This window comes from Methylobacterium sp. Leaf117 (genome assembly GCF_001422985.1).
In the GTDB taxonomy this organism is placed as follows: Bacteria; Pseudomonadota; Alphaproteobacteria; order Rhizobiales; family Beijerinckiaceae; genus Methylobacterium.
The window spans coordinates 13,008-39,593 of sequence record NZ_LMNL01000038.1 but is presented as its reverse complement, the minus strand read 5'-3'; the positions used below and the strand labels follow the sequence as shown (position 1 = coordinate 39,593).

General features: G+C 67.2%; 19 protein-coding genes and 1 pseudogene. 11 read left to right on the top strand and 9 right to left on the bottom strand.

Going from position 1 to position 26,586, the window contains the following annotated elements:
- Positions 1-43 precede the first annotated feature (43 nt).
- Positions 44-1,255, bottom strand: coding sequence for an efflux RND transporter periplasmic adaptor subunit (locus ASF57_RS22275; RefSeq protein ID WP_082504308.1), 1,212 nt, complete (start codon positions 1,253-1,255; stop codon positions 44-46).
- A 162-nt stretch (positions 1,256-1,417) separates the two neighbouring features.
- Here ASF57_RS22275 and ASF57_RS22270 point away from each other — a divergent pair, with 162 nt between their 5' ends.
- Positions 1,418-4,576, top strand: a complete 3,159-nt coding sequence (locus ASF57_RS22270) for an efflux RND transporter permease subunit (protein WP_056487632.1) — start codon at positions 1,418-1,420, stop codon at positions 4,574-4,576.
- 1,373 nt (positions 4,577-5,949) lie between these two features.
- On the opposite strand, the gene ASF57_RS27090 is transcribed toward ASF57_RS22270, so the two are convergent.
- The 3 genes from ASF57_RS27090 to ASF57_RS25100 form a co-directional block, all read right to left on the bottom strand.
- Positions 5,950-6,114 carry a MucR family transcriptional regulator gene (locus tag ASF57_RS27090; RefSeq protein ID WP_244477064.1) on the bottom strand — a complete coding sequence of 55 codons (165 nt, stop codon included), beginning with the start codon at positions 6,112-6,114 and terminating at the stop codon, positions 5,950-5,952.
- Complete coding sequence (locus tag ASF57_RS27405; RefSeq protein ID WP_348528154.1) at positions 6,056-6,268, bottom strand: MucR family transcriptional regulator; 213 nt, start codon at positions 6,266-6,268, stop codon at positions 6,056-6,058. Before ASF57_RS27405 ends, ASF57_RS27090 begins: the two co-directional genes overlap by 59 nt.
- Before the next feature lie 44 nt (positions 6,269-6,312).
- Positions 6,313-7,070 (bottom strand): IS5 family transposase gene (locus ASF57_RS25100; RefSeq protein WP_156376281.1). Its coding sequence is split into 2 segments (ribosomal slippage): positions 6,313-6,740 and positions 6,740-7,070, totalling 759 coding nucleotides; the frame shifts between segments, so codons are not numbered across the junction.
- Here ASF57_RS25100 and ASF57_RS22250 point away from each other — a divergent pair.
- The 3 genes from ASF57_RS22250 (at position 6,958) to ASF57_RS22240 (ending at position 11,672) form a co-directional block, all read left to right on the top strand.
- Positions 6,958-7,893: an SLC13 family permease gene (locus ASF57_RS22250; RefSeq protein WP_348528153.1), complete on the top strand. Its 936-nt coding sequence runs from the start codon at positions 6,958-6,960 to the stop codon at positions 7,891-7,893. The two genes, ASF57_RS25100 and ASF57_RS22250, sit on opposite strands and share 113 nt — an antisense overlap.
- A gap of 87 nt (positions 7,894-7,980) precedes the next feature.
- A complete protein-coding gene (locus ASF57_RS22245) occupies positions 7,981-9,198 on the top strand; it encodes a glycerate kinase (RefSeq protein ID WP_056487612.1) in 1,218 nt (405 codons plus the stop codon).
- A gap of 485 nt (positions 9,199-9,683) precedes the next feature.
- Positions 9,684-11,672, top strand: coding sequence for an ATP-binding protein (locus tag ASF57_RS22240; protein WP_244477063.1), 1,989 nt, complete (start codon positions 9,684-9,686; stop codon positions 11,670-11,672).
- A gap of 115 nt (positions 11,673-11,787) precedes the next feature.
- On the opposite strand, the pseudogene ASF57_RS22235 reads toward ASF57_RS22240, so the two are convergent.
- From ASF57_RS22235 to ASF57_RS22215, 4 genes and pseudogenes are all read right to left on the bottom strand, one after another.
- A pseudogene (locus tag ASF57_RS22235) lies at positions 11,788-12,326 on the bottom strand (IS5 family transposase); the annotation flags it as partial.
- Between the two features lies 1 nt (position 12,327).
- On the bottom strand, positions 12,328-12,640 hold a 313-nt coding region (locus ASF57_RS22225; RefSeq protein ID WP_244477079.1), incomplete at its 3' end, for a transposase.
- 520 nt (positions 12,641-13,160) lie between these two features.
- Positions 13,161-15,608: a DNA topoisomerase (ATP-hydrolyzing) subunit B gene (gyrB, locus tag ASF57_RS22220; protein ID WP_056487606.1), complete on the bottom strand. Its 2,448-nt coding sequence runs from the start codon at positions 15,606-15,608 to the stop codon at positions 13,161-13,163.
- Positions 15,609-16,195: 587 nt separating this feature from the next.
- Complete coding sequence (locus ASF57_RS22215) at positions 16,196-16,840, bottom strand: MBL fold metallo-hydrolase (protein WP_056183620.1); 645 nt, start codon at positions 16,838-16,840, stop codon at positions 16,196-16,198.
- Between the two features lie 248 nt (positions 16,841-17,088).
- Between ASF57_RS22215 and ASF57_RS22210 the strand changes: the two genes are divergently transcribed.
- The 5 genes from ASF57_RS22210 to ASF57_RS22190 all read left to right on the top strand — a co-directional run bounded on the left by ASF57_RS22210 (position 17,089) and on the right by ASF57_RS22190 (position 24,467).
- Positions 17,089-18,723, top strand: coding sequence for an AarF/UbiB family protein (locus ASF57_RS22210; RefSeq protein WP_056183618.1), 1,635 nt, complete (start codon positions 17,089-17,091; stop codon positions 18,721-18,723).
- Positions 18,724-18,936: 213 nt separating this feature from the next.
- The gene (locus ASF57_RS22205) at positions 18,937-22,044 is read left to right on the top strand and encodes a transglycosylase domain-containing protein (RefSeq protein ID WP_056487602.1); all 3,108 of its coding nucleotides are present in this window, start codon (positions 18,937-18,939) and stop codon (positions 22,042-22,044) included.
- A 128-nt stretch (positions 22,045-22,172) separates the two neighbouring features.
- Positions 22,173-22,598, top strand: coding sequence for an RES family NAD+ phosphorylase (locus ASF57_RS22200; protein WP_244477078.1), 426 nt, complete (start codon positions 22,173-22,175; stop codon positions 22,596-22,598).
- Between the two features lie 296 nt (positions 22,599-22,894).
- On the top strand, positions 22,895-23,956 hold the full coding sequence (locus ASF57_RS22195; RefSeq protein ID WP_056487598.1) for a hypothetical protein: 1,062 nt from the start codon (positions 22,895-22,897) through the stop codon (positions 23,954-23,956).
- Positions 23,957-24,197: 241 nt separating this feature from the next.
- Positions 24,198-24,467 carry a hypothetical protein gene (locus ASF57_RS22190; RefSeq protein ID WP_156376280.1) on the top strand — a complete coding sequence of 90 codons (270 nt, stop codon included), beginning with the start codon at positions 24,198-24,200 and terminating at the stop codon, positions 24,465-24,467.
- A 269-nt stretch (positions 24,468-24,736) separates the two neighbouring features.
- Here ASF57_RS22190 and ASF57_RS22185 read toward each other — a convergent pair whose 3' ends face one another.
- Positions 24,737-24,952, bottom strand: coding sequence for a hypothetical protein (locus ASF57_RS22185; RefSeq protein ID WP_056487593.1), 216 nt, complete (start codon positions 24,950-24,952; stop codon positions 24,737-24,739).
- Between the two features lie 246 nt (positions 24,953-25,198).
- On the opposite strand from ASF57_RS22185, the gene ASF57_RS22180 reads away from it, so the two are divergent.
- The gene (locus ASF57_RS22180; RefSeq protein ID WP_056487591.1) at positions 25,199-25,447 is read left to right on the top strand and encodes a hypothetical protein; all 249 of its coding nucleotides are present in this window, start codon (positions 25,199-25,201) and stop codon (positions 25,445-25,447) included.
- 328 nt (positions 25,448-25,775) lie between these two features.
- Positions 25,776-26,585 carry a Crp/Fnr family transcriptional regulator gene (locus tag ASF57_RS22175; protein ID WP_056487588.1) on the top strand — a complete coding sequence of 270 codons (810 nt, stop codon included), beginning with the start codon at positions 25,776-25,778 and terminating at the stop codon, positions 26,583-26,585.
- The last annotated feature ends 1 nt before the right edge of the window (position 26,586 follow it).

The window sequence follows — 26,586 nt, the reverse complement described above, 5'->3', positions numbered from 1 at the left end:
GTCAGGGCCGGAAGTGGGTTCGGGGCGGAGTCGGACGCACTGCTCAACCGGGCTCACCTAAAGCCGGAGCGGCCCGATCTTCGGACTCGAGGTCCGGCGTGACGTCGCCCATCGGTCGGGCCAGCACATCGAGGCCCTGGCGCATCTCTTGGAGATGGTCGACCACGACTTTGTCGCCCTCGGAGAGGCCATCGAGGATCGCGGTGTTCTCGCCGAAGCTGTCGCCTGCGGTGACGGGCTTCTGCTGAACCTTCCCCGTGGCATCGACCACGTAGACGATCTGCTGGGCAAGCTGCGCGTCGAGGGCGATGGTCGGTACCAGTAGCCTATCCTTGGTGCCTGTCCGGATGCTCGCGCGCACGAACTGGCCGGGCAGGAAACGCTCGTCGGCGTTGGGCATCAGTGCCCGGACGAGGCGGCGCGCGGTGCGGGGATCGAATCGGTTGTCGAGCTGGTAGATCTTGGCCTCGCGCACGGGCTTTCCCGTAGGGTCGAGGACCTCGACCGTGACGCTGCCAGCCTTCATCGCAGCCCGGATCGCCTCCGAATCCTCTGCCGAGAGCGCCATCTGGATGTCGATCGGGTCGAGCTGAACAACGGAGACCAGCTGCGTCTGGTTCTCAATGACGAGATCGCCGGGGTTGATCGTCGAAAGGCTGGCCCGTCCGTCGAACGGCGCGTTCACGATTGCGTAATCGAGGTTGAGGTTCTGCCGGGCGATCGCGGCCTCGGCCCCCTGCACCTGCGCGACGGCTGAGGTGCGGTTCGACTGCAACTGCTGGAACCGCTGCTCGGTGGCGTAGCCTTTGTCGGCGAGGGGTTCGGTGCGGTCCACCTCAGCCTGGGCGAAGGTGAGCTGGGCCTGGGCCTGGGCCTGCTGGGACTTGGCGGTCTGGAGCGCCACCTCGAAGGGGCGCGGATCGATGCGGAAGAGCATCTGTCCCTTCTTGACGTGTCCGCCCGGCTCGAAGGGCCGTTCCATCACGTTGCCGGTCACCCGTGCCTGCAGGGTGGCATCCTGCTGCGAGATGATGGTGCCCGTGTAGGTGAAGCTGATCGGCACTGGCACCTTACGGGCGGAAACGACTCGGACCTCCAACGGTGGCTCCTCCAACTGGACCGCCGGCTTGGCGCCGATGACCGGCAGCGCGGCGACAACCTGTTCAGGCGACGGGCGCCCAGCCGCGACCCATCCGGCCGAACTTGCCAGGGCGAAGAGCCCCGCCCCGACCCCCACCTTGACCGCTGTCTGCACCGATGACGCTCCTGAAATCGACGGGCCGGTCCACCGCGACCACCCAACCGCAGAGGAACACGCCTGGAGGCCGGACGTTGCATCGCGGGGTCGACGAGAGCGGCCCGAAACGCCTGCGATCCATGACCGGTCGCGGTCCAGGACCCGAAGTCACGATCCCGCATGTTTGCTCGCTTCGTCGATCGGCCGGTGCTCGCCGGCGTCATCTCCGTGCTGATCACCCTGATCGGCGCTGTCGCAGGCCTAACCCTGCCGATCGCGCAATTCCCCGAGATCGCCCCGCCGATCATCAACATCCAGGCGACCTATCCGGGCGCCAGCGCGCAGCAGGCCTACGAGGCCATCGCGATCCCACTTGAGCAGGAGATCAATGGCGCGCAGAACCTCCTTTACATCAACTCGACCAGCAACACCGACGGCAGCGTCAGCATGGACGCGACCTTCGAGGTCGGCTCGAATCTTGACGCCGCTGCTGCGGAGGTGCTCACCCGCGCAAACCGGGCAGAGGCCAAGCTTCCACCCTCGGTGAACGCCCAAGGGCTGGAGATCACGAAGAGCTCGCGACAGCGGCTGGGTAACATCGTGCTCTATGCGGAGGACGGTGCGCCCTACGACGAGCTGTTCCTAGCCAACTGGGCCGAGACCCAAGTGATTAAGCCTCTGCGACGCGTGCAGGGGATGGGCCGCATCGTCAACTTCTCCAACAAGCGTTACGCTATGCGGATCTGGCTCGATCCGTTGAAGATGGAAGCACTCGGCATCAGCCCCGGCGCGGTCACCGCCGCCATCACCGCGCAGAACGCGCAGATCACCACGGGCACCCTCGGCAAGCCCCCGGTGGACCAGGCGACCGCCTTCGAGCTGCAACTCGTCACCCAGGGACGCCTGCGCCAGCCTGAGGAATTCGGCAACATCCTCCTGCGCGCGAACCCGGACGGCTCCGTCGTTCGCGTCCGCGACGTAGCCCGGGTCGAGCTCGGCTCGGAGCAGTACGGCGTCCGCTCGAGCTTCGACGGCGCCCCCTCGGCCACCCTCGGCCTCTACCAGAACCCGGACGCCAACGCCGTGCAGGTCATGGACGGAGCCCGCACGACGATGAGGGACCTCGCCAAGCGCTTTCCGCCGGGGCTGAAGTACCGGATCGCCCTCGACCGTACGGAGTTCGTCAAGGAGGCGATCTTCGAGGTGGTGCGCACACTGTTCGAGGCGCTCGCCCTCGTGGTCATCGTCACCTACCTATTCCTGCAGAACTGGCGCGCGACTCTGATCCCCGCCATCGCGGTGCCGGTGGCCCTCGTAGGCACCTTCGGGCCGATGGCCCTGTTAGGGTTCTCGTTCAACACCTTGAGCCTCCTCGGCATGGTGCTTGCCGTAGGGCTCGTGGTCGACGACGCCATCATCGTGGTCGAGAATACCGAGCGTCTGATGGACGAAGGTATGGCGCCGCCCGAGGCCTCCCGCGAGGCCGTCACTGAGGTCGCGGGTCCCGTCATCGCCACCACCCTCGTGTTGGCCGCCCTGTTCGTGCCCGTCGCCTTCATCCCCGGGCTGACGGGCAAGCTCTACAATCAGTTCGCGCTTACGATCGCTATCTCGGTGATGATCTCGGCGGTCGTCTCCCTCACCCTGACACCGGCCCTATGCGGGCTGATCCTGAAGCATCGCGACAGGGACGCAAAGGACGAGAGCCGCTGGCGTGCCCCGCTCCGCTGGTTCAACGCCGTGCTGGAGCGGGCGAGCCGTCGCCTGGTGGCGGCTATTGGCTGGCTGACCGGCCACATCGCCCTGGTGGGCATCGCCTTCGTGCTCTTCGCCGCCATGACGGTGTGGATGACGATGCAGCGCCCGTCGGGCTTCGTGCCGGACGAGGATCAGGGCTACTTCTTCGCCGACGTGGTGCTGCCGAAGGGCGCCTCCGTGGCGCGCACCAACCGGATGGTCGATCGGGTCGGCGACGCCCTGCGCGACATTCCCAGCGTGGAGCATACCATCGGGGTGACCGGCCGCAGCATCTTGGCCGACGCCATCGCGCCCTTCTACGGCTTCCAGATCCCGACCCTGAAGCCGTGGAGTGAGCGCCGCCAGAGCGTCAACGACGTCATCGCCACGGTACAGAAGCGCTTCAAGCACGATCCCGACGGCCAGATCCGGGTGGTGAACCCGTCGCCCCTGCCGGGCCTGGGCTCTCGCAGCGGTCTGACCCTGGAGCTGCAGGACCGCAGCGGCGCCGGCGGCGTCAAGCTCGCGGAGGCGGCCGACCGCTTCATCGCCGAGATGGAGAAGCTGCCCTCGGTTGGGCGTGCCATCCCGACGACCACCTACGGCGTGCCGCAGATGCGTCTTGAGATCGACCGCGCCAAGGCCGAGCAGCTCGGCGTACCGCTCCAGAACCTCTTCGTCGCTCTCGGCACCTATGTGGGCTCGAGCTTCGTCAACCTCTTCAACCGCTTCGGCTACGTCTATCAAGTCTACGTCCAGAGCGAGGCCTCAGGCCGGCGCACGATCCAGGACGTCGAGGCGCTCACGGTGCTCAACAACCGCGGCGAGCCCGTGCGGGTGGGCTCGCTGATCCAGACCCATTTCATTACAGGGCCGACGGCGGTCTTGTCCTACAACACCTATCCGACCATCGAGATCGCGGTGGACACGGTGGCGAGCGCCAGCTCGGGCACCGCCATCGCGGCAATCGAGACGCTGGCCGAGGCCAAGCTGCCCAAGACCTACGCGGTGGAATGGACCGACGTCGCCTACCAGGAGAAGATCGCCGGCGGCTACGCGCCGCTCATCTTCGGCCTCGGCACGCTGATGATCTTCCTGCTGCTCGCCGGACAGTACGAGTCCCTGCGGCTGCCGTTCGTGATCCTGCTCGGCACGCCGGTCGCGATCTTCGGAGCGGTGGGCTTCCTGGCGATCCGAGGGCTCGCCCTCGACATCTTCGGGCAGGTCGGGCTCCTACTCTTAGTTGGGCTCGCCGCCAAGAACTCGATCCTCCTCGTGGCCTTCGCCGAGGACCTGCGCAAGCAAGGTGAGGACGTCCTGAAGGCCGCGCAGGATGCCGCCCGCCTACGCATGCGCCCGATCCTGATGACCTCGTTTGCCTTCATCATGGGATCCGTGCCCCTGGCCATCGCCAGCGGCGCCGGCGCCAATGCCCGGGTCTCCATGGGCACGGTGGTGATCGGCGGGCTGCTGGTGGCGACCTTCATCACCTTGTTCGTGACGCCAACCTTCTATGTCGCCTTCGAACGTCTCCTGGGCAAACCGAAGGCATCAAGGGCGAAGACCGCGAATATGCATGACGCGCCTCTACCCGCAGAATAAACCCTTGATGAGATTAGACCGCCGACAAAGTCTGGGCACCCTCAGCGACTGTGATATTTGGCTGGTGGTATCCCGCGTCGGAAAAGCGTCTCGCGTTTGACGGTTGATCTCTGTGAGCCCCCAGAGCCTCCGAGCTTTCCATGACTGCACAGATGATCCCCGTGGCCCTCGCAAGCATCTTTGTTGCTGGCTGTCTGATAATCCAAGCATTAGAGCGATGGTCAGAATCCGTCCTAGTGAGCCTTTTGTGCATCTTCGCAATGCTGCTCGCCCTGCTCCTCACCGAGGTGCTGGCGGGTCGCATGCCACGTCAGTATGCGAGAATCCCCGCACGGACGGTCCAGAGCTCTCGCGCGTCCTATGGAGCCACGAGCTTCAACGAAAATGGCCCGCCGCAGACACCGGCATCCTCCGCGTCCAAGGTGCTAACGGTTTTCAACGATTGAGCGTAGGTCGGACCGGTCACCAAGAACCATCCTGCCGAGAGACGGATTGCTGCCTATAGGAGGAGCCCTCATGACCGCCGTCATCTAAAACCAAAGCTGGATAGAGGGGATCGCTGCGCAGACGGCCGGGCAACCCAGCTCGGCCAACCCTTAGCCAGCTGGCTCACAGGAGATCGCCGACTGGCTGGAGGGCTACACGGCTGCCGAGGCTGAGCAGCTTGCTGCCAACCCTGATACGAAAGAAAGCCTCTAGGATCGGTAATGCCGAATGACGACTAACACCCACCCGTACACCCTTGAAGTCGGGCCTAACCCAAGGCGTGAAGGGATTTGGCAGTGGGCCATCCGAAAGCATGGCAAGCTGATCCAGCGGTCAGATCGTGACCTTCCCTCCGAAGCGAGAGCGCGGGCGCACGGATTGGAGACGATAGAGAAGCTGCTTCAGGGCGGCGACGAAGGGCGCTTCTGACGCGATGCTATTCGCTCCGATCTGCATTCACTGAGCCCGTCGTCGTCGGTGACCTGACCGGGAGGCTCTGGACCGAGCCGATTGAGAGGATCGGCCGGGGCTGAAGGAGCTGGAGATTGCTGGTCGTCCCAGAGCCTATCACGCCGAGGCGCTCAGCCTCGTGCCATGAACGAAGCCTCGGCCGTCCCGCGGTCCGGGGCTTCGTGCGTCAGGCGATCATCCAGGCAAGCACCAGGATGCCGCCCAGGAACATCCCGTACGTGCCTAGGACAGCGGCGATCTCACGATGCTGCACGAGGACGGAGCGGGAGGCGAACGGCATGGGGCGAGACCATAAGCGGGTTTTCTTCCTCTATCTGATCCACCTGCCCTGCCGATGCGAGTCCTCAGCTTGTGGAACGAAGAAGAAACATCGGCTGCCGCGCGCGGGTCACACGCAGGTCAACGGACGACCTCGCTTAAGCAGCTTTGGGCTTCCGACCGCAGCGCCTCGGGGCATCCGACGCGGTCTCATCCGACGCGGTGGCTTTTGCTGAAGCGTTGGTCGGACCCTCCCGATTGTTGCTAAGCCCAATGGTGCGAGCCAGCTCGGAACGCTGCGCCGAGTAGCTGGCGGAGGTCATCGGGTAGTCCTGGGGCAGACCGCACTTCGCCCGGCATTCCTGGGCGGTTGATTCCCCGGATCGTTCGGTGTCGCTTCAGCGTTTTGTAGGACTTGCCGTCCCCGAAGCTGATGAGCGCATTGGGCGTATTTGATTTCTTGGTCTGCGCAGTCAATGGCTTCTCGATCTGGTCAGCAGCTGGCTAGGGTCTGGACTCGATCAGCACCAGAAGGCGATGACGGCAGCGAGTGCGACGGCCGAGACGTAGTTTCGGGCCAGCTTGTCGTAGCGGGTGGCGATGCGACGGAAGTCCTTGAGGCGATTGAAGGTCGCTTCAATCCGCCAGCGTTCGCGGTAGCGGCGTTTGTCGTGGCGGATCTTCCGCTTGCGGCCGCGCTTGCCGGGGATGATCGGCGTGATGCCTTTTTCCCGTAGGTTGGCCCGGAGCCAGTCGGCGTCGTAGCCCTTGTCGGCGGCCAGACGACGGATCCGACCGGGAGCCTCGGCGAGCACGGCTGGGGCGGCGGTGACGTCGCTGGCATTGCCCGGCGTCAGCAGGAGGACGCCGGGGCGGCCGAGGACATCGGTGAGGACGTGGATCTTTGTCGTCTGGCCCCCGCGTGACGGGCCGATGCCTTGCGCACGAGCCCCCCTTTACCGCCATGCGCCGAGCGGTGAGCCTTGACGTAGGTGCTGTCGATGGCGGCCGCCTCGCCCGCCCATCCGCTCTTGGCCAGCGCCCTCAACATCGCCCGCCAGAAGCCACGGCGCGACCAGCGATTGAAGCGGTTGTAGACGGTCGTGCGCGGACCATACGCGGCGGGGCAGTCGCGCCAGCGGCAGCCTGAGGTGAGCACGTGCAGGATGCCGGAGATGACTTGCCGATCATCGTTCCGCTCTGGCCCGGGCTGGTTCGTGGGCATGAACGGTTCCATCACCGCCCACTGCTCGTCGGAAAGCCAGAACAGGTCTGCCATCGCCGCCTCCACGCTGCAAACGGCAGCTCTGAATCACAAAACGATAGCGCTCGCAACGCCTTGGTTCGGTTCACACCCTAGCTTCGCCGCGACCGAGGTCATCCTGCACCTGTTCCTGTCAGCCGATGAGCGCCGCGCGACATCGCATGTACCGGAATCTGAGAGGCAGGCGACCGATCACCGCCAGTTGTACGTCGGGGGCGTCCTCGTCCTGACGGTCGGATTGTGGGCGACGAGCAGCCTGCACGGGGTCTCGGCGCCCGTCGTGGCATTCGCCGCTGCCTTGGCACTGACTCTTCCCAAGTTGTCCGGCGTTTCGCTGAAGGCGGCACTCCGCGAGGTCGAGTGGGGACTGATCCTGTTCCTGGCCGCCACCCTGGTCATGGGGCGGGCGCTGATCGTCTCGGGCGCGGCCCAGTGGCTCGCAGCGGGCCTCCTGGCTCACGTCAGGGTTGACTTGCTGCGTGGGCCCTTAAGGGTGGCCGCGTTCATCGCCGTCGTATCGGTGCTGGCCCACCTCGTAATCACCTCGCGTACGGCGCGGGTCACGGTGCTGGTGCCGACCCTCGTGCTGCCGGTTGCGGCGCTTGGCTACAACCCGACTGCACTGGTGTTGCTCTGCGCCCTGGGCACGGGCTTCTGCCAGACGCTGCCGGTGAGCGCCAAGGCGGTGGCCCTGTTCCGCAATCCCGGTCATCCGACCTACGACGCACGTGATCTGCTGCTCCTGAGCGCCGTGCTGATGCCGCTGATGGTTCTGCTCCTACTCGTCTTCGCGCTCTGGGTCTGGCCGGCGCTCGGAGTTCCCCTGGGGGCTTCGTAGCGGGGGCGACGTGTAAAGCTTCGAGTGGCGCGGGCTAAGTGCCTCCGGCAACGGTTACCCGTTGGACCCCGGCAACAGGAGAATGCGATGAGCCTGACCGTTCTTGTTGCCCCCTCCGGCTTCAAGGAAAGCTTGAGCGCCAGGGCGGTTGCTAAGGCCATTGCCCAAGGCGTGCACCGAGCTATGCCGGAGGCCCGCGTGCTCATGGCGCCGATGGTCGATGGCGGCGAGGGCTTCGTCGAAGCTTTGGTCGATGCGACCAGGGGCACCCTGCACCGCCTCACCGTCACTGGTCCGGTCGGCCTGCCGGTTCCGAGCTTCTTTGGCTTCCTCGGAGGAGTCGGGCCGCGCACCGCCGTCATCGAGATGGCTGCCGCAGCGGGGCTCTCGTTGGTCCCACGCGACCGCAGGGACCCGACGCTGACCACGAGCTATGGTGTGGGTGAGCTCGTACGCGCCGCGCTCGATGCCGGTGCCGAACGCATCCTGCTGGGGTGCGGTGACAGCGGCGTCAACGATGGCGGAGCCGGCATGGTGCAGGCCCTCGGCATCGCCTTGCTCGATGAGGAGGGGCAACGACTCAGATTTGGCGGAGGGGAATTGCTCCGCCTTGCTCGCATCGACCTGTCCGGCCGGGATGCGCGGCTCGACCGGATTTGCATCAACGCAGCGGTGAACTGGCACAACACGCTGCTTGGCTCCGAGGGCGTGTCCCGGGTCTTCGGGCCGCAAAAGGGGGCGATACCGGAACAGGTCATCGGTCTGGAGCGAGGGCTCGGTGTTTATGCCCAGCTCATCCGGGGGGCCACCGGTGTGGATTGCACCGAGGCCCCGGGAGCCGGAGCCTCCGGCGGGCTCGGTGCCGGCATTTTGGGGCTGCTCGGCGGGACTTTGCATCCGCGCTTCGACATCGTGATGCGCTACCTCGACTTCGACGCGCTGCTCACCGAGGCCGACCTCGTCATCACGGCCGAAGGCACGCTCGACTGTCAAACAGTGCGCGGGAAGGTGCCGGCCGAGGTGGGCCGCCGCGCCAAGGAACGCGGGCTGCCGGTCATCGCCCTGGCCGGCACCTTGGGCGAGGGCTGCGAGGAGAACCTGGTGCACGGGATCGATGCCTTCATTAGCATCATGGAACGGCCCTGCACGTTGGAGGATGCGCTTGGGCGGACCGAGGCTCTGCTGATCTCTGCGGCCGACGAAGCGATGCGCATGGTTCGCATCGGCCTGGAGGTACACGCTCGCAGAGCCAGGATGCCGTGGGCCGAACCCCAAGAAAGTCCTGGGTGCCTTCAGAAGCCGTAGGGTCTCGAACGAGCGATGCCTTCTTGCAGCCTGCCGCAGCAATGACGGCCGTGCTTGGCTTATCCGCAGAAAGGCTCACGCCTGGGCTCTTCTCCGAGAAGGCTGTGCCGTCCCGCCCATGGCTTGTCTCCGCACCGCACCCTTGAGCCGCTTCTCGCACTACCGTTGAGCAGCGAGGACGCTACGGTGATACGGCCGTGCGCGGTCGTGGTCCGTCCAGACTGAACGGCTTGCCGCGCGAGCCTACGTCGTCACAGAACTGCAACACGCAGCCAGTGCATGTGAGCTTGGCCGTGGCGCGACGAACGCGCGCATGACAGGCCCTTTCCTAAACGGCACAGTGGGATCTGTATGGAAGGCTAGGCGCTCTGCCCTACCACCGACTGAGCCCAGCATAGAGAATGCCGCAGGTGCGCCGAGGTCTCGTACTGCTCACCATTGCGGCCCTCCTGCCGCTGGTGCTGCTCGCTGGCGGATTGTCCTTCATGCTGTTCCGCCAGCAGCAAACCCTGATGCGCTCGGAGGCCGTCCACCAGGTCGATGAGATGCTCGGCAGCGTGGACCGGGAGCTCTTCACCCAAATCGAACTCCTCAAGGTGCTCGCGCAGTCGCCGATGCTCGACGGCGATCGGCCGGACCTCGCAGCCTTCCACGGCCTCGCCGAGCGCTTCCAGAGTCAGCTGCCGCTCTGGCACCGCATTATCCTGGCCGACACCGAGAGCCACATGCTCGTGCGGACCGGCTACTCCTACGGAACACCGCTCCCGCCGCTCGTGGACGAAAAGAGTTATCGGCGGGTGCTCGATACGGGCGAGCCAACCATTGGCGATATTGCCAAGCCCTGGGGGACAGCGAATGGCGCTCCGCGGGCGAGTTTCCGCGTGCCCGTCCGGCGCGACGGCAAGATCCGCTTCGTCCTGACGGGGGTAGTGTCCACCCAGCGCCTCACCGACCTCCTGGCGAATGCCGGCCTTGATCCAGCTTGGCGGCCCTACTTGGTCGACGGGGCGGACCGGATCGCCGCGAGCTTGCGGGCGCCTGTCAACGTGGGTTCGCCCGCGATGCCACCGACGGTACTGGCGCGCACGGCCGGCTCGTCCGGTATTTACGACGGCATCTCGCCGGAGGGAAAGCCGCTGGTGACAGCCTTCCGTAAGTCCGTGAAGACCGGCTGGTCCGTCCACGTCGCCGTCCCACTGGCGCTCTACAACCAGCCGGCGACCCACTCCGTCTGGATCCTGGCCTTTGCTGGCGCCGTCGCTGCCCTATTGACCGGTGCCTTCATCCTTCTGCTCCGCCGTGAGCTTCAGGCGCAGCGCCGGGACACGCTTGCCCAGGAGCGCACGGTGCGCATGGAAGCGCTCGGCCGCATGACCGGCGGCGTGGCGCACGACTTCAACAACCTGCTGATGGTTATCCTGGGCAACCTGGAGATGCTGGGCCGGCGCAACCACGAGCCCCGCATCGAACGCTACGTGACGGCCATCCGCAAAGCGGCCGAACGTGGCACGCACCTGACCCGGGAACTGCTGTCCTTCTCGCGTGGCGGAGGCACGCAGTCCGAGGTCGTCGACCTGACCGAACGGCTGCTCGGCACGCTGACGATGATCCGCCAGTCCGTCAGCGGACACATCCACGTCGAGACCGACCTCATCCCGGGTCGACATGCCGTCCGACTCGATCCCCTGCAGTTCGACTTGGCACTCTTGAACATCGCCGCGAACGCCCGGGATGCCATGCCGGACGGAGGCTCGTTTCGGATTACGGCCCGCAGGTGCCCTTTGCCGGACCGGTCCGGGCGAGACGGCATCGCCCTGTCAATCAAGGATACCGGCAGCGGCATCCCGGCGGAAGCCATCCCCCATGTCTTCGAGCCGTTCTTCACGACCAAGGAGGTCGGCAAGGGAACAGGGCTCGGGCTGAGCCAGGTCTACGGTTTCGCCAAGGCGTCGAACGGCATGGCCGACGTCGAGAGCCGAGCTGGCCAGGGCACGACCGTGACGCTGTACCTTCCCCTCGCACAGGAGGAATTGCCGGAGACTTCTAAAATGCCCGCAGACACCAGCGAAGCCCTAGGCATGTCCGGTCTGGCTCGGGTCGTCCTGGTTGACGACAACGATGAGGTGCGGACCGTGACCGCGGCCTACCTGGAGGAGGCGGGCTTCCAGGTCGCGCAGGCCGACAGCGCGCATGCCGGGCTCAACGTACTGGAGCGGAGCGGCGGCGACATCCTGGTGAGTGACCTCATCATGCCGGGCGGCATGGACGGCCTTGCCTTTGCCAACGAGGCGCGCAGGCGCTGGCCGGACCTGCCTGTCATCCTGGTCTCGGGCTACAGCGCCTCGGCGGCTCGAGCGACGGAGCTTGGCTACAAGCTCTACATGAAGCCGTACGACATGGCGGAACTCGTTCGGGACATCCGAGATCTGATCGGCAGTGACGGACTGCGGACGGTAGCTATGGATCGGGGCTAATCTCATTAGATCGCCGCGCAGGCCAGAGCGTGTCTAAGCTCGTGAAGAAAAACCCAAAAAGATCGCCAAAATTGCATTTCGTTGGCCGACCGCTTCAACACCCTGCTAGGGCGTGTCATCGCTTGAGCCAATCGAGGGCGGCTGCGTGGTAGAGGACGCCCATGAAGCTGACGGCAGTCTTCTCGTAGCGGGTGGCGATGGCGCGCCACTCTTTGAGCCTGGCCCAGAGGCGCTCGACCTGGTTACGGTTGTTGTAGATCCAATCCGGGCAGGCCACGGGCGCTTCGTGGCGCTGAGGCGGGATCGCAGGCCGAGCGCCCATATTCCAGATATGTTCGCGAAAGACGTGGCTGGTATAGCCGCGGTCCCCCACGACCCATTTGGGCACCCCCGGCAGTTGGTCGAGCAGGGGAACAGCGTGAGGGAGTTCATGGGCCTGACCGGGCGCAAGCCGGAAGGCGATGGCGCGGCCCTGCCCGTCGGCGATCACGCAAGCCTTGGTGCCATACCCGCCACACGAGCGGCCAACAGCTTCACGAGCGTCGCGCTCGGCTGCAGATCCCCCCTTTTGGCGGCTCCCGCCGCCTTTTGGTGCGCCCGAACGTTCGTGCCGTCGAGGAACACCATACCGAGTTGGACACCGCGCTCCTGCACNCGCTCGGCTGCAGATCCCCCCTTTTGGCGGCTCCCGCCGCCTTTTGGTGCGCCCGAACGTTCGTGCCGTCGAGGAACACCATACCGAGTTGGACACCGCGCTCCTGCACGAGGTGAAGAAGCCGCTCCCAGACGCCAGCACGCGACCAGCGGATGAAGATCTGGGCAGCCCGCCACCAGGGTCCCAATTCCTCGGGAATGGCTCGCCATTTGGCTCCGTTCTGATGCCGCCAGAGAATGGCCGAGAGCGTGCGCTGCAGATCCTGAGGAGGCGTTTTGGCCTTGGGCCGGCAGGCTTCAACCAGAGGCTCCAGATCAGCCTATTGCGCGTCGCTCAGCATCGTCCCTCCTCCATCAGAGAGACGAAAACGCAAGCCCAGCCAATCTGTTCAGGCGACGACAGGCCCTAGTGCTCTCCAAGGCGCCGCGACCAGCCAGCGTCGGTGAGAAGTTCCGAAAGGAAGTTTGCACCCGGATCGAGCGAGGGCCTCCCGACCTCACAGAGTACGCAACGATGCCGTGATGTGAATTCACGGAGGGTCGATGGCGAAAGCGACCCACCGACCTCTCATCGAAGCCTTGATACACTGTACTCCGTCTAGGCCCGCAACACCGTCCAACCCTGGTGGTTAGGAACAGAGCTGCGCCCCCTTCGGTGGGCTTCTACGCTGGCTACGTTGCAATCACCTTACCGCAGGCACCGCACCTTGAGCGACGAACCTAGCGCCGCGCACAGAGGAGGCCTCGTCCGACTACCGATCACATGGAAGAAAGCCTCTCATTTATTGCCAACGCTTTGTCACTTTTAATCCGACAGACCACCCAGCTCCGATTTTACACGTCGAGGTTGGCGACGCTGAGCGCGTTGTCCTGGATGAACTCGCGGCGGGGTTCGACCACGTCGCCCATCAGCTTCACGAACAGATCGTCGGCGTCCTGAGTGTCCTTGACCTTGACCTGGAGGAGCGAGCGCACGTCGCGGTCGAGGGTGGTCTCCCACAGCTGCTGGGCGGTCATCTCGCCGAGGCCCTTGTAGCGCTGGAGCTGCAGGCCCTTGCGGCCGAAGGCCATCACCGCCTCGAACAGGCCGACGGGGCCGTGCAGGGTCGTCTCGTCACCCTTGCGCGCGTAGGTGACGGGCTCGTCGTAGATCTCCCGCAGGGCTTCCGCCCGGTCGGCGAGGCGCCGGGCCTCCTGCGAAGCCAGGAGCGAGGCGTCGAGGGTCGCCACCTGGCGCACGCCGCGCAGGGTGCGGCTGAGGACGTAACCGCCTTCCGAGACGGAACCTTCCCAACCGCGCTCGATGTCGTCGGCGATCCGGTCCATGCGCCGGGCGACCGTCACGGCCAGACCCTCGGCCTCCGCCGCGTTCTCGTCGACATTGGTCCGGAACGCGCCGGCGATCAGGGCCTGCTCGACCACGGCGCGGTCGTAGCGGGTGTGGAGCGCCTGCATCAGCCCGCGGAACTGGCGGGCCTCCTCGACCAGGGACTTCAGCTGCGCGCCGCCGAACTCGGTGCCGGAGGCGAGCCGCAGCACGGCGCCCTCGACGCCGGCATCGATCAGGTAATCTTCCAGCGCCCGCTCGTCCTTGAGGTAGAGCGCCGACTTGCCCTTGGCGGCTTTGTAGAGGGGCGGCTGGGCGATGTAGAGGTGCCCGCGCTCGATCACCTCCGGCATCTGCCGGAAGAAGAAGGTCAGCAGCAGGGTACGGATGTGCGAGCCGTCGACGTCGGCATCCGTCATGATGATGATGCGGTGGTAGCGCAGCTTTTCGGGGTTGAAGCCCTCGCGGTCGGTCGATGACCGTCCGATGCCGGCGCCCAGCGCCGTGATCAGCGTGCCGATCTCGGCCGAGGACAGCATCCGGTCGGCGCGCACGCGCTCGACGTTAAGGATCTTGCCCCGGAGGGGGAGCACGGCCTGGAAGGTCCGGTCGCGGCCCTGCTTGGCAGAACCGCCGGCGGAATCGCCCTCCACCAGAAGGATTTCGCATTTCGAGGGATCGCGCTCCTGGCAATCGGCGAGCTTGCCGGGCAGGGAGGCGATGTCGAGGACGCCCTTGCGGGTCACGGTCTCGCGGGCCTTGCGGGCCGCCTCGCGGGCCGAGGCCGCCATGATGACCTTGGCCATCACCGAGCGGGCCAGCGTCGGGTTCTCCTCGAGCCAGTTCGACAGGCCCTCGTTGAGGACGTTCTCGACGGCCGGGCGCACCTCGGAGGAGACCAGCTTGTCCTTGGTCTGCGACGAGAATTTCGGGTCCGGCACCTGCACCGAGATCACGGCGGTCAGGCCCTCGCGGCAATCCTCGCCGGTGAGCGAGATCTTTTCGCGCTTGGCGATGCCGGACGATTCCGAATAGCCGGTGATCTGGCGCGTGAGGGCGGCGCGGAAGCCCGCCATGTGGGTACCGCCGTCGCGCTGCGGAATGTTGTTGGTGAAGGGCAGCACGGTCTCGTTGAACGAGTCGTTCCACCACAAGGCGACTTCGACGCGGATGTTGTCGCGCTCGGCCCGCACCATCACGGGCTTCTGCATGCCCTCGATCGGTTTGCGGGAGCGGTCGAGGTAGCGCACGAAGGCCTCGATACCGCCCTCGTAGAACAGCTCCTCGCGCTTGTGCTCGGCGTGGCGCGCATCGGTGAGGACGATGCGCACGCCGGAATTCAGGAAGGCCAGCTCGCGCAGGCGCTTCTCCAGGGTCGCGTAGTCGAACTCGATCATCGTGAAGGTGTCGGTGGACGGCAGGAACGACACCTCGGTGCCGCGCCGGCCGTTGCCGTCGCCGACGATGATCAGCGGCGAGACCGCGTCGCCGTGGCGGAACTCCATGGCGTGCTCCTTGTCGTTGCGCCAGATGCGCAGGCGGAGCCATTGCGACAGGGCGTTGACCACGGAGACGCCGACGCCGTGCAGGCCGCCGGAGACCTTGTAGGAATTCTGGTCGAACTTACCGCCGGCATGGAGCTGGGTCATGATGACCTCGGCCGCCGAGACCCCCTCCTCCTTGTGGATGTCGGTGGGGATGCCGCGGCCGTTGTCGGAGACCGTGACGGAGCCGTCGGCGTTCAGCGTGACGGTGACGAGGTCCGCGTGGCCCGCGAGCGCCTCGTCGATGGCGTTGTCGACCACCTCGTAGACCATGTGGTGCAGGCCCGAGCCGTCGTCGGTGTCGCCGATATACATGCCGGGGCGCTTGCGCACGGCGTCGAGCCCCTTGAGGACCCGGATGGATTCCGCGCCGTAGGCATCGGCGGCGAGATTGTGGGAGCTGTCGGACATGAACTTCCTCGGGCAGGCGGGCACTTGGGCTGAGCTGTCGGCCCAGGCCGGACCCCCGCGCGCCTGCGTTTCGTACTTGCTCACGCAATATAGGCGTTTCGCGTTGAGAATGCATCGTTTCCGGCGCTTTGCGAGCCCGGAAACGACGGGATGATGGGCGGTCGGCTTTAACGATCGGTCAAGGCCGCCTCGCAGGCGCGACGGCGGCGCCCTCCACCCCAGTTGCGGCGTTCGTCGATCGGTCCGGATACGGGGTGTGCGCCGGGGACGGACGGGGACACGGGCACGTTTCCTCCCCCCCCCCCTCGTAGCAGGCAGGGCGATCACGGATGGCACCACTCCGTCCTTCCGGGGCGCCGCAGGCGAGCCCGGCCCCGAAGGCGGGCGCCGGGGACGTGCAATCCAGAGCCGCTGACGGTGCAACGTCTTGCGCCACCTGCGTTTCTGGATCCCGGGTTCCGCTACGCGGCCCCGGGATGACGGGGCGCTACGAGCGGGTCTCCGACGCGCGAATCCCGCGGACTCTCAGGCCTGCCGGGCTTCGATCCTGCCGAGCCTCAGTTTCGCCAAGCCTCACTCGACAAGGCTCAATCCTGCAGGAACGGGTTCGTCATCCGCTCCTCGCCCAGCGTGCTGGTGGGGCCGTGGCCGGGGATGAAGGCGACATCGTCGCCGAGCGGCAGGACCTTGTCCTTGATCGCCCGGATCAGCTGCTCGTGGCTGCCGCCCGGCAGGTCGGTGCGGCCGACCGAGCCCTTGAACACCACGTCGCCCACCAGGGCGAAGCGCGCGTCGCGGCTCATGAACACCACGCTGCCGGGGGAGTGGCCGGGGGCGTGCAGGATGTCGAAGGTCAGGCCGCCGACCTCGACCACGTCGCCGTCGCCGAGCCAGCGGTCCGGCGTCACCACCCGGGCGCCGTCGATCCCGTAATTGGCGCCGGTCTCCGGCAGGCTGTCGAGGAGGTAGCGGTCGGCCTCGTGCGGACCCTCGATCGGGACGCCGAGACGGTCGCGCAATTCGGCCGCCCCGCCCGCATGGTCGATATGGCCGTGGGTGAGCAGGATCTTCTCGATGGTGATGCCCTGGTCGGCGATCGCCGCCGTGATCCGGTCGAGGTCGCCGCCCGGATCGACCACGGCGCCGACCTTGGTCTCGTCCGACCAGATCAGGGTGCAGTTCTGCTGGAAGGGGGTCACCGGGATGATTCCGGCGCGGGGCGTGCCTGGCATCAGGGGTCTCGCGGGATGGCGCCGGGGCGGTGCCGGGTCGGCGCAGGGTTGACGCGGGGAGGTGTGGCGCCGCGGCGGCGCCGGTGGCCGCCTGTCTAGCCCGAGATCGCCGTTGGCGCGAATCCGCCGCGCCGCCATCGTCACCTCCGCCAAACTTCGGCCTCGCCACGGGACTAGCGGGGCCTTAACCACGATCCGGCCGCCCACTCGGCCGGCTCCCCCTCCCCCGACCCGGGTCCCTTGCGCACATGCTGAAAACCGCCTTCGTCGCCGCACGGGACCGGCAGCGCCTCGGGGAGATCGCGTCCGTCCTCATCGGATTCGGTGTCACCAAGGTGGTCGAGCGCCTGGGCCTCGCCCAGGTCGCGCGGTTGGCCAAGCGCCGGACGCCGCAGGTCGACATCGCCCGCCTGTCGCAGCCCCAGCGGGTGCGCCGGGCGATCGAGACCCTGGGGCCGACCTTCGTCAAGCTCGGCCAGATCCTGGCGAGCCGGCCCGACCTCCTGACCCCGGAATGGACCGAGGAACTGGAGAAGCTTCACAGCCAGGTTTCGCCGATCCCGTGGGAGCGCATCCGGCCCCAGCTCGAGGAGGACCTCGGCGGCCCGGCCTCGGAGATCTTCGCCGAGTTCGACACCACGCCGCTCGCCGCCGCCTCCATCGCGCAGGTCTACCGCGCCCGCCTGCAGACCGGCGAGGAAGTGGTGGTGAAGGTGCTGCGCCCCGGCCTGCGCAAGATCATCGAGGCGGACCTGCGCCTGATGGGCCACGCCACCCGCATCGTCGTGGACGAGTGGCCGGAATTCGGGCGCTACCAGCCCCAGGAACAGATGCGTCATCTGGCCAGCGGCCTCTACGGCGAACTCGATCTGATCAACGAGGCGCGCAACTGCGAGACCATCGCGGCGATCTTCGCCGACCGCGACGATATCGTGGTGCCCAAGATCCACTGGGAATGGACCTCCGAGCGCGTGCTGGTGCAGGAATTCGTGCACGGCATCCCACCCAACGACCATCCCCGGCTCGACGCGGCGGGCTACGACAAGGTGCTGCTGGCCCAGAAGGGCACCGACGCCTTCCTGCAGATGGCCCTGATCGAGGGCGTGTTCCACGCCGATCCGCATCCCGGCAACATGCTGATCATGCCGGACAACCGGATCGGCTTCATCGATTTCGGCATCATCGGGCGCCTGTCCCAGCGCCGCCGGACCCAGCTCCTGATGCTGATCGGCGCCATGCTCAAGGAGGATTCCGACGGGCTGATGGCCGTGCTCCTCGACTGGAGCGGCTCGAGCAACCCGGACCTGACCAAGCTCGAGGCCTCGTCGCAGGCCTTCGTGGCGCGCCACACCGGCGCCTCCCTCGATTTCGGCGCCCTGCTCACCGACTTCATGACCATGGCGCGCGAGAACGACCTCGCCATGCCCACCGATCTGGCCATCCTGTTCAAGGGCCTGGTCACCGCCGACGGCGTGATGCGCCAGCTCGACCCCGGCTTCGACCTGTTCTCGGCCGCCGGACCGACCGTGAAGCGCAAGCTCGCCTCGCAGTTCTCGATCAAGGGCATCACCCGCAAGGTCGAGGCGGTGGGAGCCGGCCTGTTCGGCGCCGCCTCCGAGCTGCCGACCCTGATTCACCTCATGCTGGTGCGCCTGAAGCAGGGCCGCGTCACCGTCGAGATCGAGCTGAAGGGCATCGAGAAGCTGACCCGCGGCATCGAGCGCGCCGCCGCCCGCATCGCGGTGGCGCTCATCGTCGCCGCCTTCGCGACGCAGCTCGCCCCGCGCTTCATGGACCTCGGCACCCCGGCCTTCATTACCGTCGGCGCGGTGGTCTGCGTGATCGGCATCGGCTGGCTCGTGCTGCTGGGGCGCAACAAGTAGGGGCTGGGCACTCACGCCTGCCGGCGGACTGGGACGGTCCCGGCCGATTGCCGGGACGGGACGGCGATCGCCTCGGATGCCGGCATCCGCTCGCGTCCGCCATCTTAAATCAGCCGCGTTGTGCGGTGCATCTGCCGCGCTGGCGCCGGCGGTCCCGCTTCGGACCGTGCGGCCGTTGTGCGACACGACCCAACCTCCGGTAGCCCGGCCCGCATGAACATCATTCTGATCAAGCTGTTCGCGACGGCGCTGACGCTCAGTCAGGTCACGACGCGGCCGGATGCGGTGAAGACGCAGTTCGATCCGGTGGCCGACAAGGCCCAGGTGGTGCAGATCCTGCGCGACGGCTGCGCCCACATGCGCAAGGCCTTCGACATCGAGGACATCAACCTCGACGAACTGATCTCCACCGCCATGGAGGACCCGTCCGCCGTGGCCGGTGAGAGCGCGCCCAAAATCCTGCACGGCCTCGACATCGGCGAACTGAACGTCAGCTACCGCCAGTTCTGCAAGGGCGAGACACCCAAGGATTCGCCCTTCGATGCGGCCGAGGTCATCGCCTTCTACAACAAGGCGGTGGCGGACCTGCCCTCGGCCGAGGCCCTGAAGGAGCGCAAGCTTCCCGGCGCGTCCCTGATCCTCGACGGATCGGGCAAGCGCTACGCCGAGGCCTTCGAGGCCAATGGCCGGCGTCTCAGCGTGCCGATCGCCGAGGTGCCCGCGATGGTCCGACAAGCCTTCGTGGCGGCCGAGGACAAGCGCTTCGAGAGCCACAAGGGCATCGACGAGCGCGGCGTGATCCGCGCCTTCATCGGCAATCTCGCCTCCCCCGGGCGCCCGGCCGGCGGCTCCACCATCACCCAGCAGGTGGTCAAGAACCTCTCGGTCGGCGACGACGTCACCTACGAGCGCAAGATCCGCGAGATGATCGTGGCCTCCCGCCTGGAGCACATCCTGGGCAAGCCGCAGATCCTCGAACTCTACCTCAACGGCATCTATCTCGGTCGCGGCGCCTACGGCATCGAGATGGCGGCGCGCAGCTACTTCGGCAAATCGGTGGGCCAGCTCACCGTGCCGGAGGCCGCGCTCCTCGCTGGCATGCCCAAGGGCCCGAACTTCTACAGCCCCGACAAGTACCCCGACCGGGCGCGCGAGCGCCGGGCCTACGTGCTGGCGCGGATGAAGGAGGAGGGCGTCATCACCGAGGCGCAGCTCGGCGAGGCCGCCAATGCGCCTCTCGGCCTCAAGCCGATCGAGGCGGCCCGGCGCGATTCGGGCTTCTACTTCGTCGATCACCTGGCCCGCGAGGTGCGGACCTTCGCGGGGGTGGAGTCGCTCACCGCCGCCAGCCACGTGGTGCGCTCCACCATCAATGCCGGCCTCCAGACCGCCACCGAGACGGCGCTGCAGGAGGGGCTCGCCACCTACGAGCGATCGACCGGCCGCGCCCGCTACGAGGGGCCGGAACTCAACCTCGCCGAGGCCGTGCGCAAGCTCGAAGGTGCGGCCCCGGCCGCCGAGGCCTCGCCCCTCGGCGTACCGTTGCTCGTCGGCGATGCGGCCAAGCCCGCGCCGGCTCCGAAAACCCGGGCCGAGCGCAAGGTCGCGGCCGCCGCCGAGAAGGCCGCCCCCAGGGTCGAGCGTCCGAAACCGGCCTGGCAACGGGCGCTGGAGACGGCCAGGCCCGCGCTCTACGATGTGCACTGGCCGCTGGCGGTGGTGCTCGAGACCGGGCGCGGCGGCAGCGCCAAGGTCGGCCTCGCCGACGGACGCACCGCGAGCCTGGAGCCCGGCCCGGCCCGCGGCAAGCTTCAGCCCTACGACGTGGTGCGGGTGAAGCTGCGCGATCCGAACGCGAAGGCACTCCGGGCCGACCTGCGGGTCCGCCCGAGCGTTCAGGGCGCCGCCCTGGTGCTGGAGAACCGCACCGGGCGCATCCTCGCCATGGCGGGCGGCTTCTCCTACCCGCTGAGCCAGCTCAACCGCGTCACCCAGACCGTGCGCCAGCCGGGCTCGACCCTGAAGCCCCTGACCTATCTGGCCGCGCTCAACGCCGGCCTGCAGCCCAACACCCTGGTGCTCGATTCCGCCATCACCCTGCCGCCCATCGGCGGAATCGGCGATTCCTGGTCACCCAAGAACTACGAGGGCATGGGCGCCGGGGCCACGACGCTGCGGCGCGGCCTCGAATTCTCGAAGAACCTCGTCACCGCCCGCCTGCTCCAGGGCGGCATCGCCGACAAGGCCCCGGCCAGCCTGCAAAAGGTCTGCGACCTCGCCCTGGAGGCGCAGATCTACGCCGAATGCGAGCGCTATTATCCCTTCGTGCTTGGGGCGCAGCCGGTGCGCATGGTGGATCTGGCCGCGTTCTACGCGGCGGTGGCCAACGAGGGTGCCCGGCCGGCGCCCTACGCGTTGGAATCGGTCGAGCGCGACGGCAAGGCGCTCTACACCCGAGAGACCCGGGCGCCGACGCGCATCGCCTCGGCGGACCGGGTGGCGTTCTACCAGCTCAAGACCATGCTGCAGGGGGTGACCAACCACGGCACCGCCGCGGCCCTGGCCCGGTTCTCCGCGTCGATCGCCGGCAAGACCGGCACCTCGGAGAACGAGAACGACGCCTGGTTCGCGGGCTTCACCAACGAGATCACCATCGTGGTCTGGGTCGGCTACGACAACGCCGACGGCACCCGCAAGACCCTGGGGCGCGGCCAGACCGGCGGACACCTCGCGGTGCCGATCGCCGGCACCATCCTGCAGGCGGCCTGGGCCAACGGCGTGCCGCGCACCCCCCTCGCCCCGCCCTCGCCGGAGGCGCAGCAATCGCTCGCCGACGCCAGCATCGATCCGCGCAGCGGCGAGCGGGTCGCGGGCGGCGGCTTCCAGGAGCATTTCCGGATCAAGGACGGCCGCATGGCCGACACCCAGTACAAGCTGCTGCCGCGCGAGACCCGCACCGCCATGCGACCCGACCCGGAGGACGGCGATCTCGGTCCCGAAGAGGACGCCCCCGATGTTGCGGGCGGATTGTTCGGGGGCCTCGATGGAGGCAGACGGGCGCAGCCTGATGATGAGCGACGTCGGGCGCAGCCCGATTACGATCGGCCGCAGGCACCCGCCGATTACGATCGGCGCCGGGCGCAGTCCGAAGCGGATCTGCTCGATCCCTACGGCCAGCGCCGCAACCGCCGGGCGCAATCCGAGACCTACCAGCCCTGGCCGGGCACCCAGCGCTCGCCCTTCGGCGACGACGAGGAGGTCAGGCCGCGCCAGCGCCGCCGCGATCCCGATTACCTGTTCGGCGACGAGCCGCGCTTCTAACGTTTGTCAGGGATCCGTTGTCATCCTCCGAGTCTTGCCGCGAGTCGTCCCGGCCCGAGTCATCACAGCCCGAGTTCCGCCCGACCCCTGGCGGTCTCGGCTCGGTCGCGGGCATTTTCTATCGTGCGGTGGCGCCGGCTCATGTCGGGGCGGCGCTGTCCGGGTCACAGAGGGCGGGACGATATTCGCGGCCGGATCAGCGCACGCTGTATCTCAGCGCATCGCGGGCCGGGATCGATGCGGCGATGCGCGCCCACACCACGGCGACGGACCCGGAAAAATCCGTTCTCACCCTGTGGGTTCAGGCCGATGCCGTCTTCGATCTGCGCGACCCGGATGCCGCCGAACGCGTCCGGACGATGGCCGGCGAGCCGTTCGGCGACTGGCAGCAGGACCTCGCCGAAGGTCGCGCGCCGTCGTCCTGGCGCGCCCGCGACTGGATCGCCGCCCAGGGCGCGCAGGGCCTGATCGATCCGTCGCGCAAGGCGCCGGGCCTCTGGCACCTCGTCCTGTTTCACTGGAACGTTCCGGGCGCGCCGCAGGTGCGCTTGTGACCGGTCGGCCGGGTGCGAAAGCCGCCCCGCCCGACGCGACGGATCGCGTGCCGGCGCCGGACTCCACACCCCTCCTCCGATTCGACGGCATTCCCACGTCTCGCGGGCTGCGCCGGTCCCGCCTCCTGGAAGGAGGGGGAGTCTGGTGCGCCTTACGCTCACCCGGAGGTGAGCGCCATCACACGGTCTCTCGGCGAAGTTAGTCTCGTCAAAGTCGTGTGAATCCAGTAGCCCCCGACTTCTGAGGCCCCGACGTGAACAGGCAAGTTTTGGACAGGCACCTTTCGCATGGGCGAATGCCCGCAACCCTTCTCCTGGCCCTCGCCCTGACGGGCGCCGGCACCCTGCGCCCGGCCCTGGCCCAGGACGGCATGAAGCTGCAGGCGCCCGCGAGCCCGGCGGGTAGCGAGCGGATCAAGGACGTGCCCGCCATCGAGGCGGCCGGCGTGACCAGCCTGAAGCCCGGTACCATCCTGTTCACCGACCATCGCGACGATCCGACCAAGCCCGAGAACGGCCTCGTGCCCTACCTCAACTGGGGCGAGCTCCGTCCCGGCGAGCGGGCGGCGCTGGCGCCGCATCCGGGCTACGTCGAGCCCGACTACATGCAGACCCTCAACGGCGTCGCCAAGCGCCGGCACGAGACCCTGAAGGTCTACGTGGCGCAGGGGCGCTTCGTGGTGGCGAAGGCCCCGGAGAGCATCGACCTCGCCGCCTACGCCACCCTCGGCTTCGTCGCCAAGATGGACCCGGTGATCAAGCACAAGGCCCTCAACCCCGCCGACGCGACGCCGAACAAGGACCCGGCCGCCGTCTTCGCCAAACGGCCCGACCGGCCCTGGTGCGAGGCCGGCACCACCTGCATCGAGTCGCGCTACGATCTCGAAGGCAAGCTGCCGCTCGGCGTGAAGCTCGCCAACCGCCTGGAGGACGGAGCCTCGAAGAAGATCGCCGAGTTCGTCTCGTTCCAGAGCGAATTGCGCACCCTGCCCCCGGCCGAGACCGCGACTCTTGCCAGCCTCACGAAGATCGACACGCCGGTGACCGGCGGGTTGGAGCAGACGATCTTCTGGGTCAACCAGATCCTGCGCTTCGGCAAGTTCCTGGCGGTGTTCCAGCCAATGCCGGGCGATCCGGGCAAGACCGTGGTGACCACCTACGTGGCGCTGGCGATCAAGGGCGACGTCCTTGACCGCAAGCAGGAATACGCGCGCGTGCCGGTGCTCAAGAACCTGCTGCCGGCGCAGGTGCTGATGGGCAACTCGTCCTTCAACACCGGCACCTCGATCAGCGCCGGCCTGCCGACCTACGCCCGAAACCGCATGATCGCCTTTGCGGACGCGCTGGCGAAGAACTGAGCGGTCGATCACGTCACCGTTCCTCATCGAAGACATCATGAGGAACGTTCAGGGTGTCTTCAACGATGCTGCCGCTCGCCTATCCTCCTGCGACACAGCGTCGATCTGACGATCGGATCAACGCATGAAATAGCGGCATAAAGAATACCTGCTCACGGTGCGGGCAATCGCGCGCCCTATCACCGGCATGCTCGCGAGTGAGAGCGCAGATGCTCCCGCCTCCCCGTCAACGAGGCAGGACATGCCGCGCTTTCATTTCAACATGCACGACGGAAAAACGTGGTTTGATCGCATCGGAACGGAGCTTGATAGCCTCGATGCGGCGCGGATAGAGGCGATCGGCGTCGCCGGCCGGATCATCCTGGAGAACGCCGCGCATGTCAGCTCGTGCCGGGAGTGGCGGCTGGAAGTGACGAATGCGCAGGGTTTGGTCATGCTCTGGCTCGACTTCAGCGTGATCGAGTCGCCGGTCGTCTCGATTTCCAGCCACAGTCAGACGGATCACTTCTAGGTCTTTCGGGACGTTCCTGGCGGCGCGATCCCTGCCTTGTCCTCGCGGGCGCCAGCCTCCCGCGCGGCTTCGATGAAGCGGCGGTTCATGCTCCGCGGGCTCGAGCGTCTCGGCACCGAGCCGGAGGGCGCTTTGGGCCTGGAGGCCGGCTTGGACTTGAGGCCGGCTTGGACTTGAGGTGGGCTTGGCCTGGAGGCGGCCTCAGCGAACCCGATCGCCGAGGCGCCGGTCTCACCCAGCCCCCGGGAGGGGTGAGACCGGCCTTCGCCTCAGTTTCCGCGATTGGCGATCGAGGGCATCGACGGCTGGGTGTATTGGCGGTTGACGTCGCGGCGGGTCTGGGTGCCGTTGGTGTTGCTGGACTGGCGATAGTTGCTGGCGTCGAAGGCGTCGGAGACGCCGCCGCGCCCGCTCGGGCTGTCGCTGTTGCAGGCGCAGAGGCCGCCCAGGAGGGTGGCGGCGAGGGCGAGGGGGGCGAGGCGCATCGGTGGAGATCCTGGTGGGAAAGCGGTCTCCGTGGTGCTGCCCGGCCCGCATCCCCGTCAAGCCGGACACCGCTCGACAGGGCCAAAGCCTAACGAATCGTCTCAGGTTCCTGCCGCACTGATGTTGCGGCGACACGAAAACGCTCACCACCTTGGCAAGGAAGCGGCCGAATGGGGGGTGAACGTGTGGAATCCATGGGCCGTCAGGCTGGCGCTTTGGCCACGAACACGCGAGACATAGCGTCGATGAGCAACGTGGTCCCCTTCCTCCGACGCACCCCCGCTCCCGCGGTCGTGGTCACCGACGTGGTGGCCGTCGCCGACGATCTCTTCGCGCTCCTCGAGCAGCTGGAGATCGTGAGCGCCCGGGCCGCTGCCATGGGGCGCCCGGCCCGCGAGGTCGAGCGCACGGTCCAGAACCTCCTCGACGCCGTCACGGCGGTCGAGCGCGCCCTCGACTGCATCGGCGAGGGCGACGAGGCCGGCCAAGCCTGATCGGGACTTGGTCGAGGCTTGGTCGAAGCCTGTCGGTTGGCCTGAACCTTTTTGGTTCAGCCCGCGTCGAAGCGCGACGACCGATCCGACCTCGGTTGCGGCTGCCAAGACTGCGTGTGTCAAGATTGCGCGTCGGCGTCGGAAGCCGAGACTTCCCAGACCTGCACGACACCGGCATCCGATGCTTGGACGGCCTCAAACAGGTCTTTCCGCGCAGGTTCCCATCAAAACGACAAAATTGTCTCAGCTAGGGTCTACTTACAGACAGACGGATGCGACGGCTGTGCGCTAGAGGCCGGAGAGACATACGGTGAACACAGCGCGTCGCATGAGTCCGGCCCTCGATCCTCTCACGGGCAATCTTCTCCTCGACGGCCTGCGGCCCGAGGATCGTGCGCTCCTCGAACCTCACCTGACGCTGTCGCGGCGCGAGCGGGGCCAGTCCCTGTTCGAGGTCGGCAGCGACGTCACCGCCATCGCATTCCCATGCCGTCAGGCGGTGGTCACCCTCATCGTCGCCATGCGCGACGGCCGGAGCGCAGAGGTCGCCACGGTGGGCCGCGAGGGGGCCGTCGGCGCCATCGTCAGCAGCGGCTTCCTGCCGGCCTCGACCAGCGCCGTGGTGCAGATCGGCGGCCCGATCTTGCACCTCGACGCCCTGCGCCTCCAGGAGGCCAAGCGACAATCCCCGGCCCTGCGCAACCTGTTCACCCGCTACGGCGACTGCCTGCTCGCCCAGGTTCTGCAATCGGTGGCCTGCAACGCCCTTCACCCGATCGAGGCGCGCTGCCTGCGCTGGCTCCTGACCCTGCAGGACCGCATCGGCACCAACGTCCTGCCGGTCACGCACGAACTCCTCGCCACCATGCTGGGCGTGCAGCGAACCTATCTCACCCGCATCCTGCACGCGCTGCAGCGTCAGGGTCTGATCGAGGTCGGCCGCGGCCGCATCACGGTGCAGAGCCGGGTGCTCGCGGAGAGCGCCGCCTGCGAATGCCACGGCGTCGTCCGTCGCCACTACGAGACCGTGCTGGGCGCGGTCTACGACCCCGGGGGGATTCTGGTCGCGGTGGAACCGCCGCCCGGCCAGCGCGAAACCGATCCGCACCGGGAATTCGCAACCCCGGAACCGGCCTGAC

What these genes read in the sequence shown, in the direction of transcription:
- ASF57_RS22270 (WP_056487632.1), top strand. Translation starts at nt 1,418, where the DNA reads ATGTTTGCTCGCTTCGTCGATCGGCCGGTGCTCGCCGGCGTCATCTCC.
- ASF57_RS27090 (WP_244477064.1), bottom strand. Translation starts at nt 6,114, where the DNA reads ATGACCTCCGCCAGCTACTCGGCGCAGCGTTCCGAGCTGGCTCGCACC.
- ASF57_RS22250 (WP_348528153.1), top strand. Translation starts at nt 6,958, where the DNA reads ATGCCGGAGATGACTTGCCGATCATCGTTCCGCTCTGGCCCGGGCTGG.
- ASF57_RS22245 (WP_056487612.1), top strand. Translation starts at nt 7,981, where the DNA reads ATGAGCCTGACCGTTCTTGTTGCCCCCTCCGGCTTCAAGGAAAGCTTG.
- ASF57_RS22240 (WP_244477063.1), top strand. Translation starts at nt 9,684, where the DNA reads ATGCTGTTCCGCCAGCAGCAAACCCTGATGCGCTCGGAGGCCGTCCAC.
- gyrB (WP_056487606.1), bottom strand. Translation starts at nt 15,608, where the DNA reads ATGTCCGACAGCTCCCACAATCTCGCCGCCGATGCCTACGGCGCGGAA.
- ASF57_RS22215 (WP_056183620.1), bottom strand. Translation starts at nt 16,840, where the DNA reads ATGCCAGGCACGCCCCGCGCCGGAATCATCCCGGTGACCCCCTTCCAG.
- ASF57_RS22210 (WP_056183618.1), top strand. Translation starts at nt 17,089, where the DNA reads ATGCTGAAAACCGCCTTCGTCGCCGCACGGGACCGGCAGCGCCTCGGG.
- ASF57_RS22205 (WP_056487602.1), top strand. Translation starts at nt 18,937, where the DNA reads ATGAACATCATTCTGATCAAGCTGTTCGCGACGGCGCTGACGCTCAGT.
- ASF57_RS22195 (WP_056487598.1), top strand. Translation starts at nt 22,895, where the DNA reads ATGCCCGCAACCCTTCTCCTGGCCCTCGCCCTGACGGGCGCCGGCACC.
- ASF57_RS22190 (WP_156376280.1), top strand. Translation starts at nt 24,198, where the DNA reads ATGCCGCGCTTTCATTTCAACATGCACGACGGAAAAACGTGGTTTGAT.
- ASF57_RS22185 (WP_056487593.1), bottom strand. Translation starts at nt 24,952, where the DNA reads ATGCGCCTCGCCCCCCTCGCCCTCGCCGCCACCCTCCTGGGCGGCCTC.
- ASF57_RS22180 (WP_056487591.1), top strand. Translation starts at nt 25,199, where the DNA reads ATGAGCAACGTGGTCCCCTTCCTCCGACGCACCCCCGCTCCCGCGGTC.
- ASF57_RS22175 (WP_056487588.1), top strand. Translation starts at nt 25,776, where the DNA reads ATGAGTCCGGCCCTCGATCCTCTCACGGGCAATCTTCTCCTCGACGGC.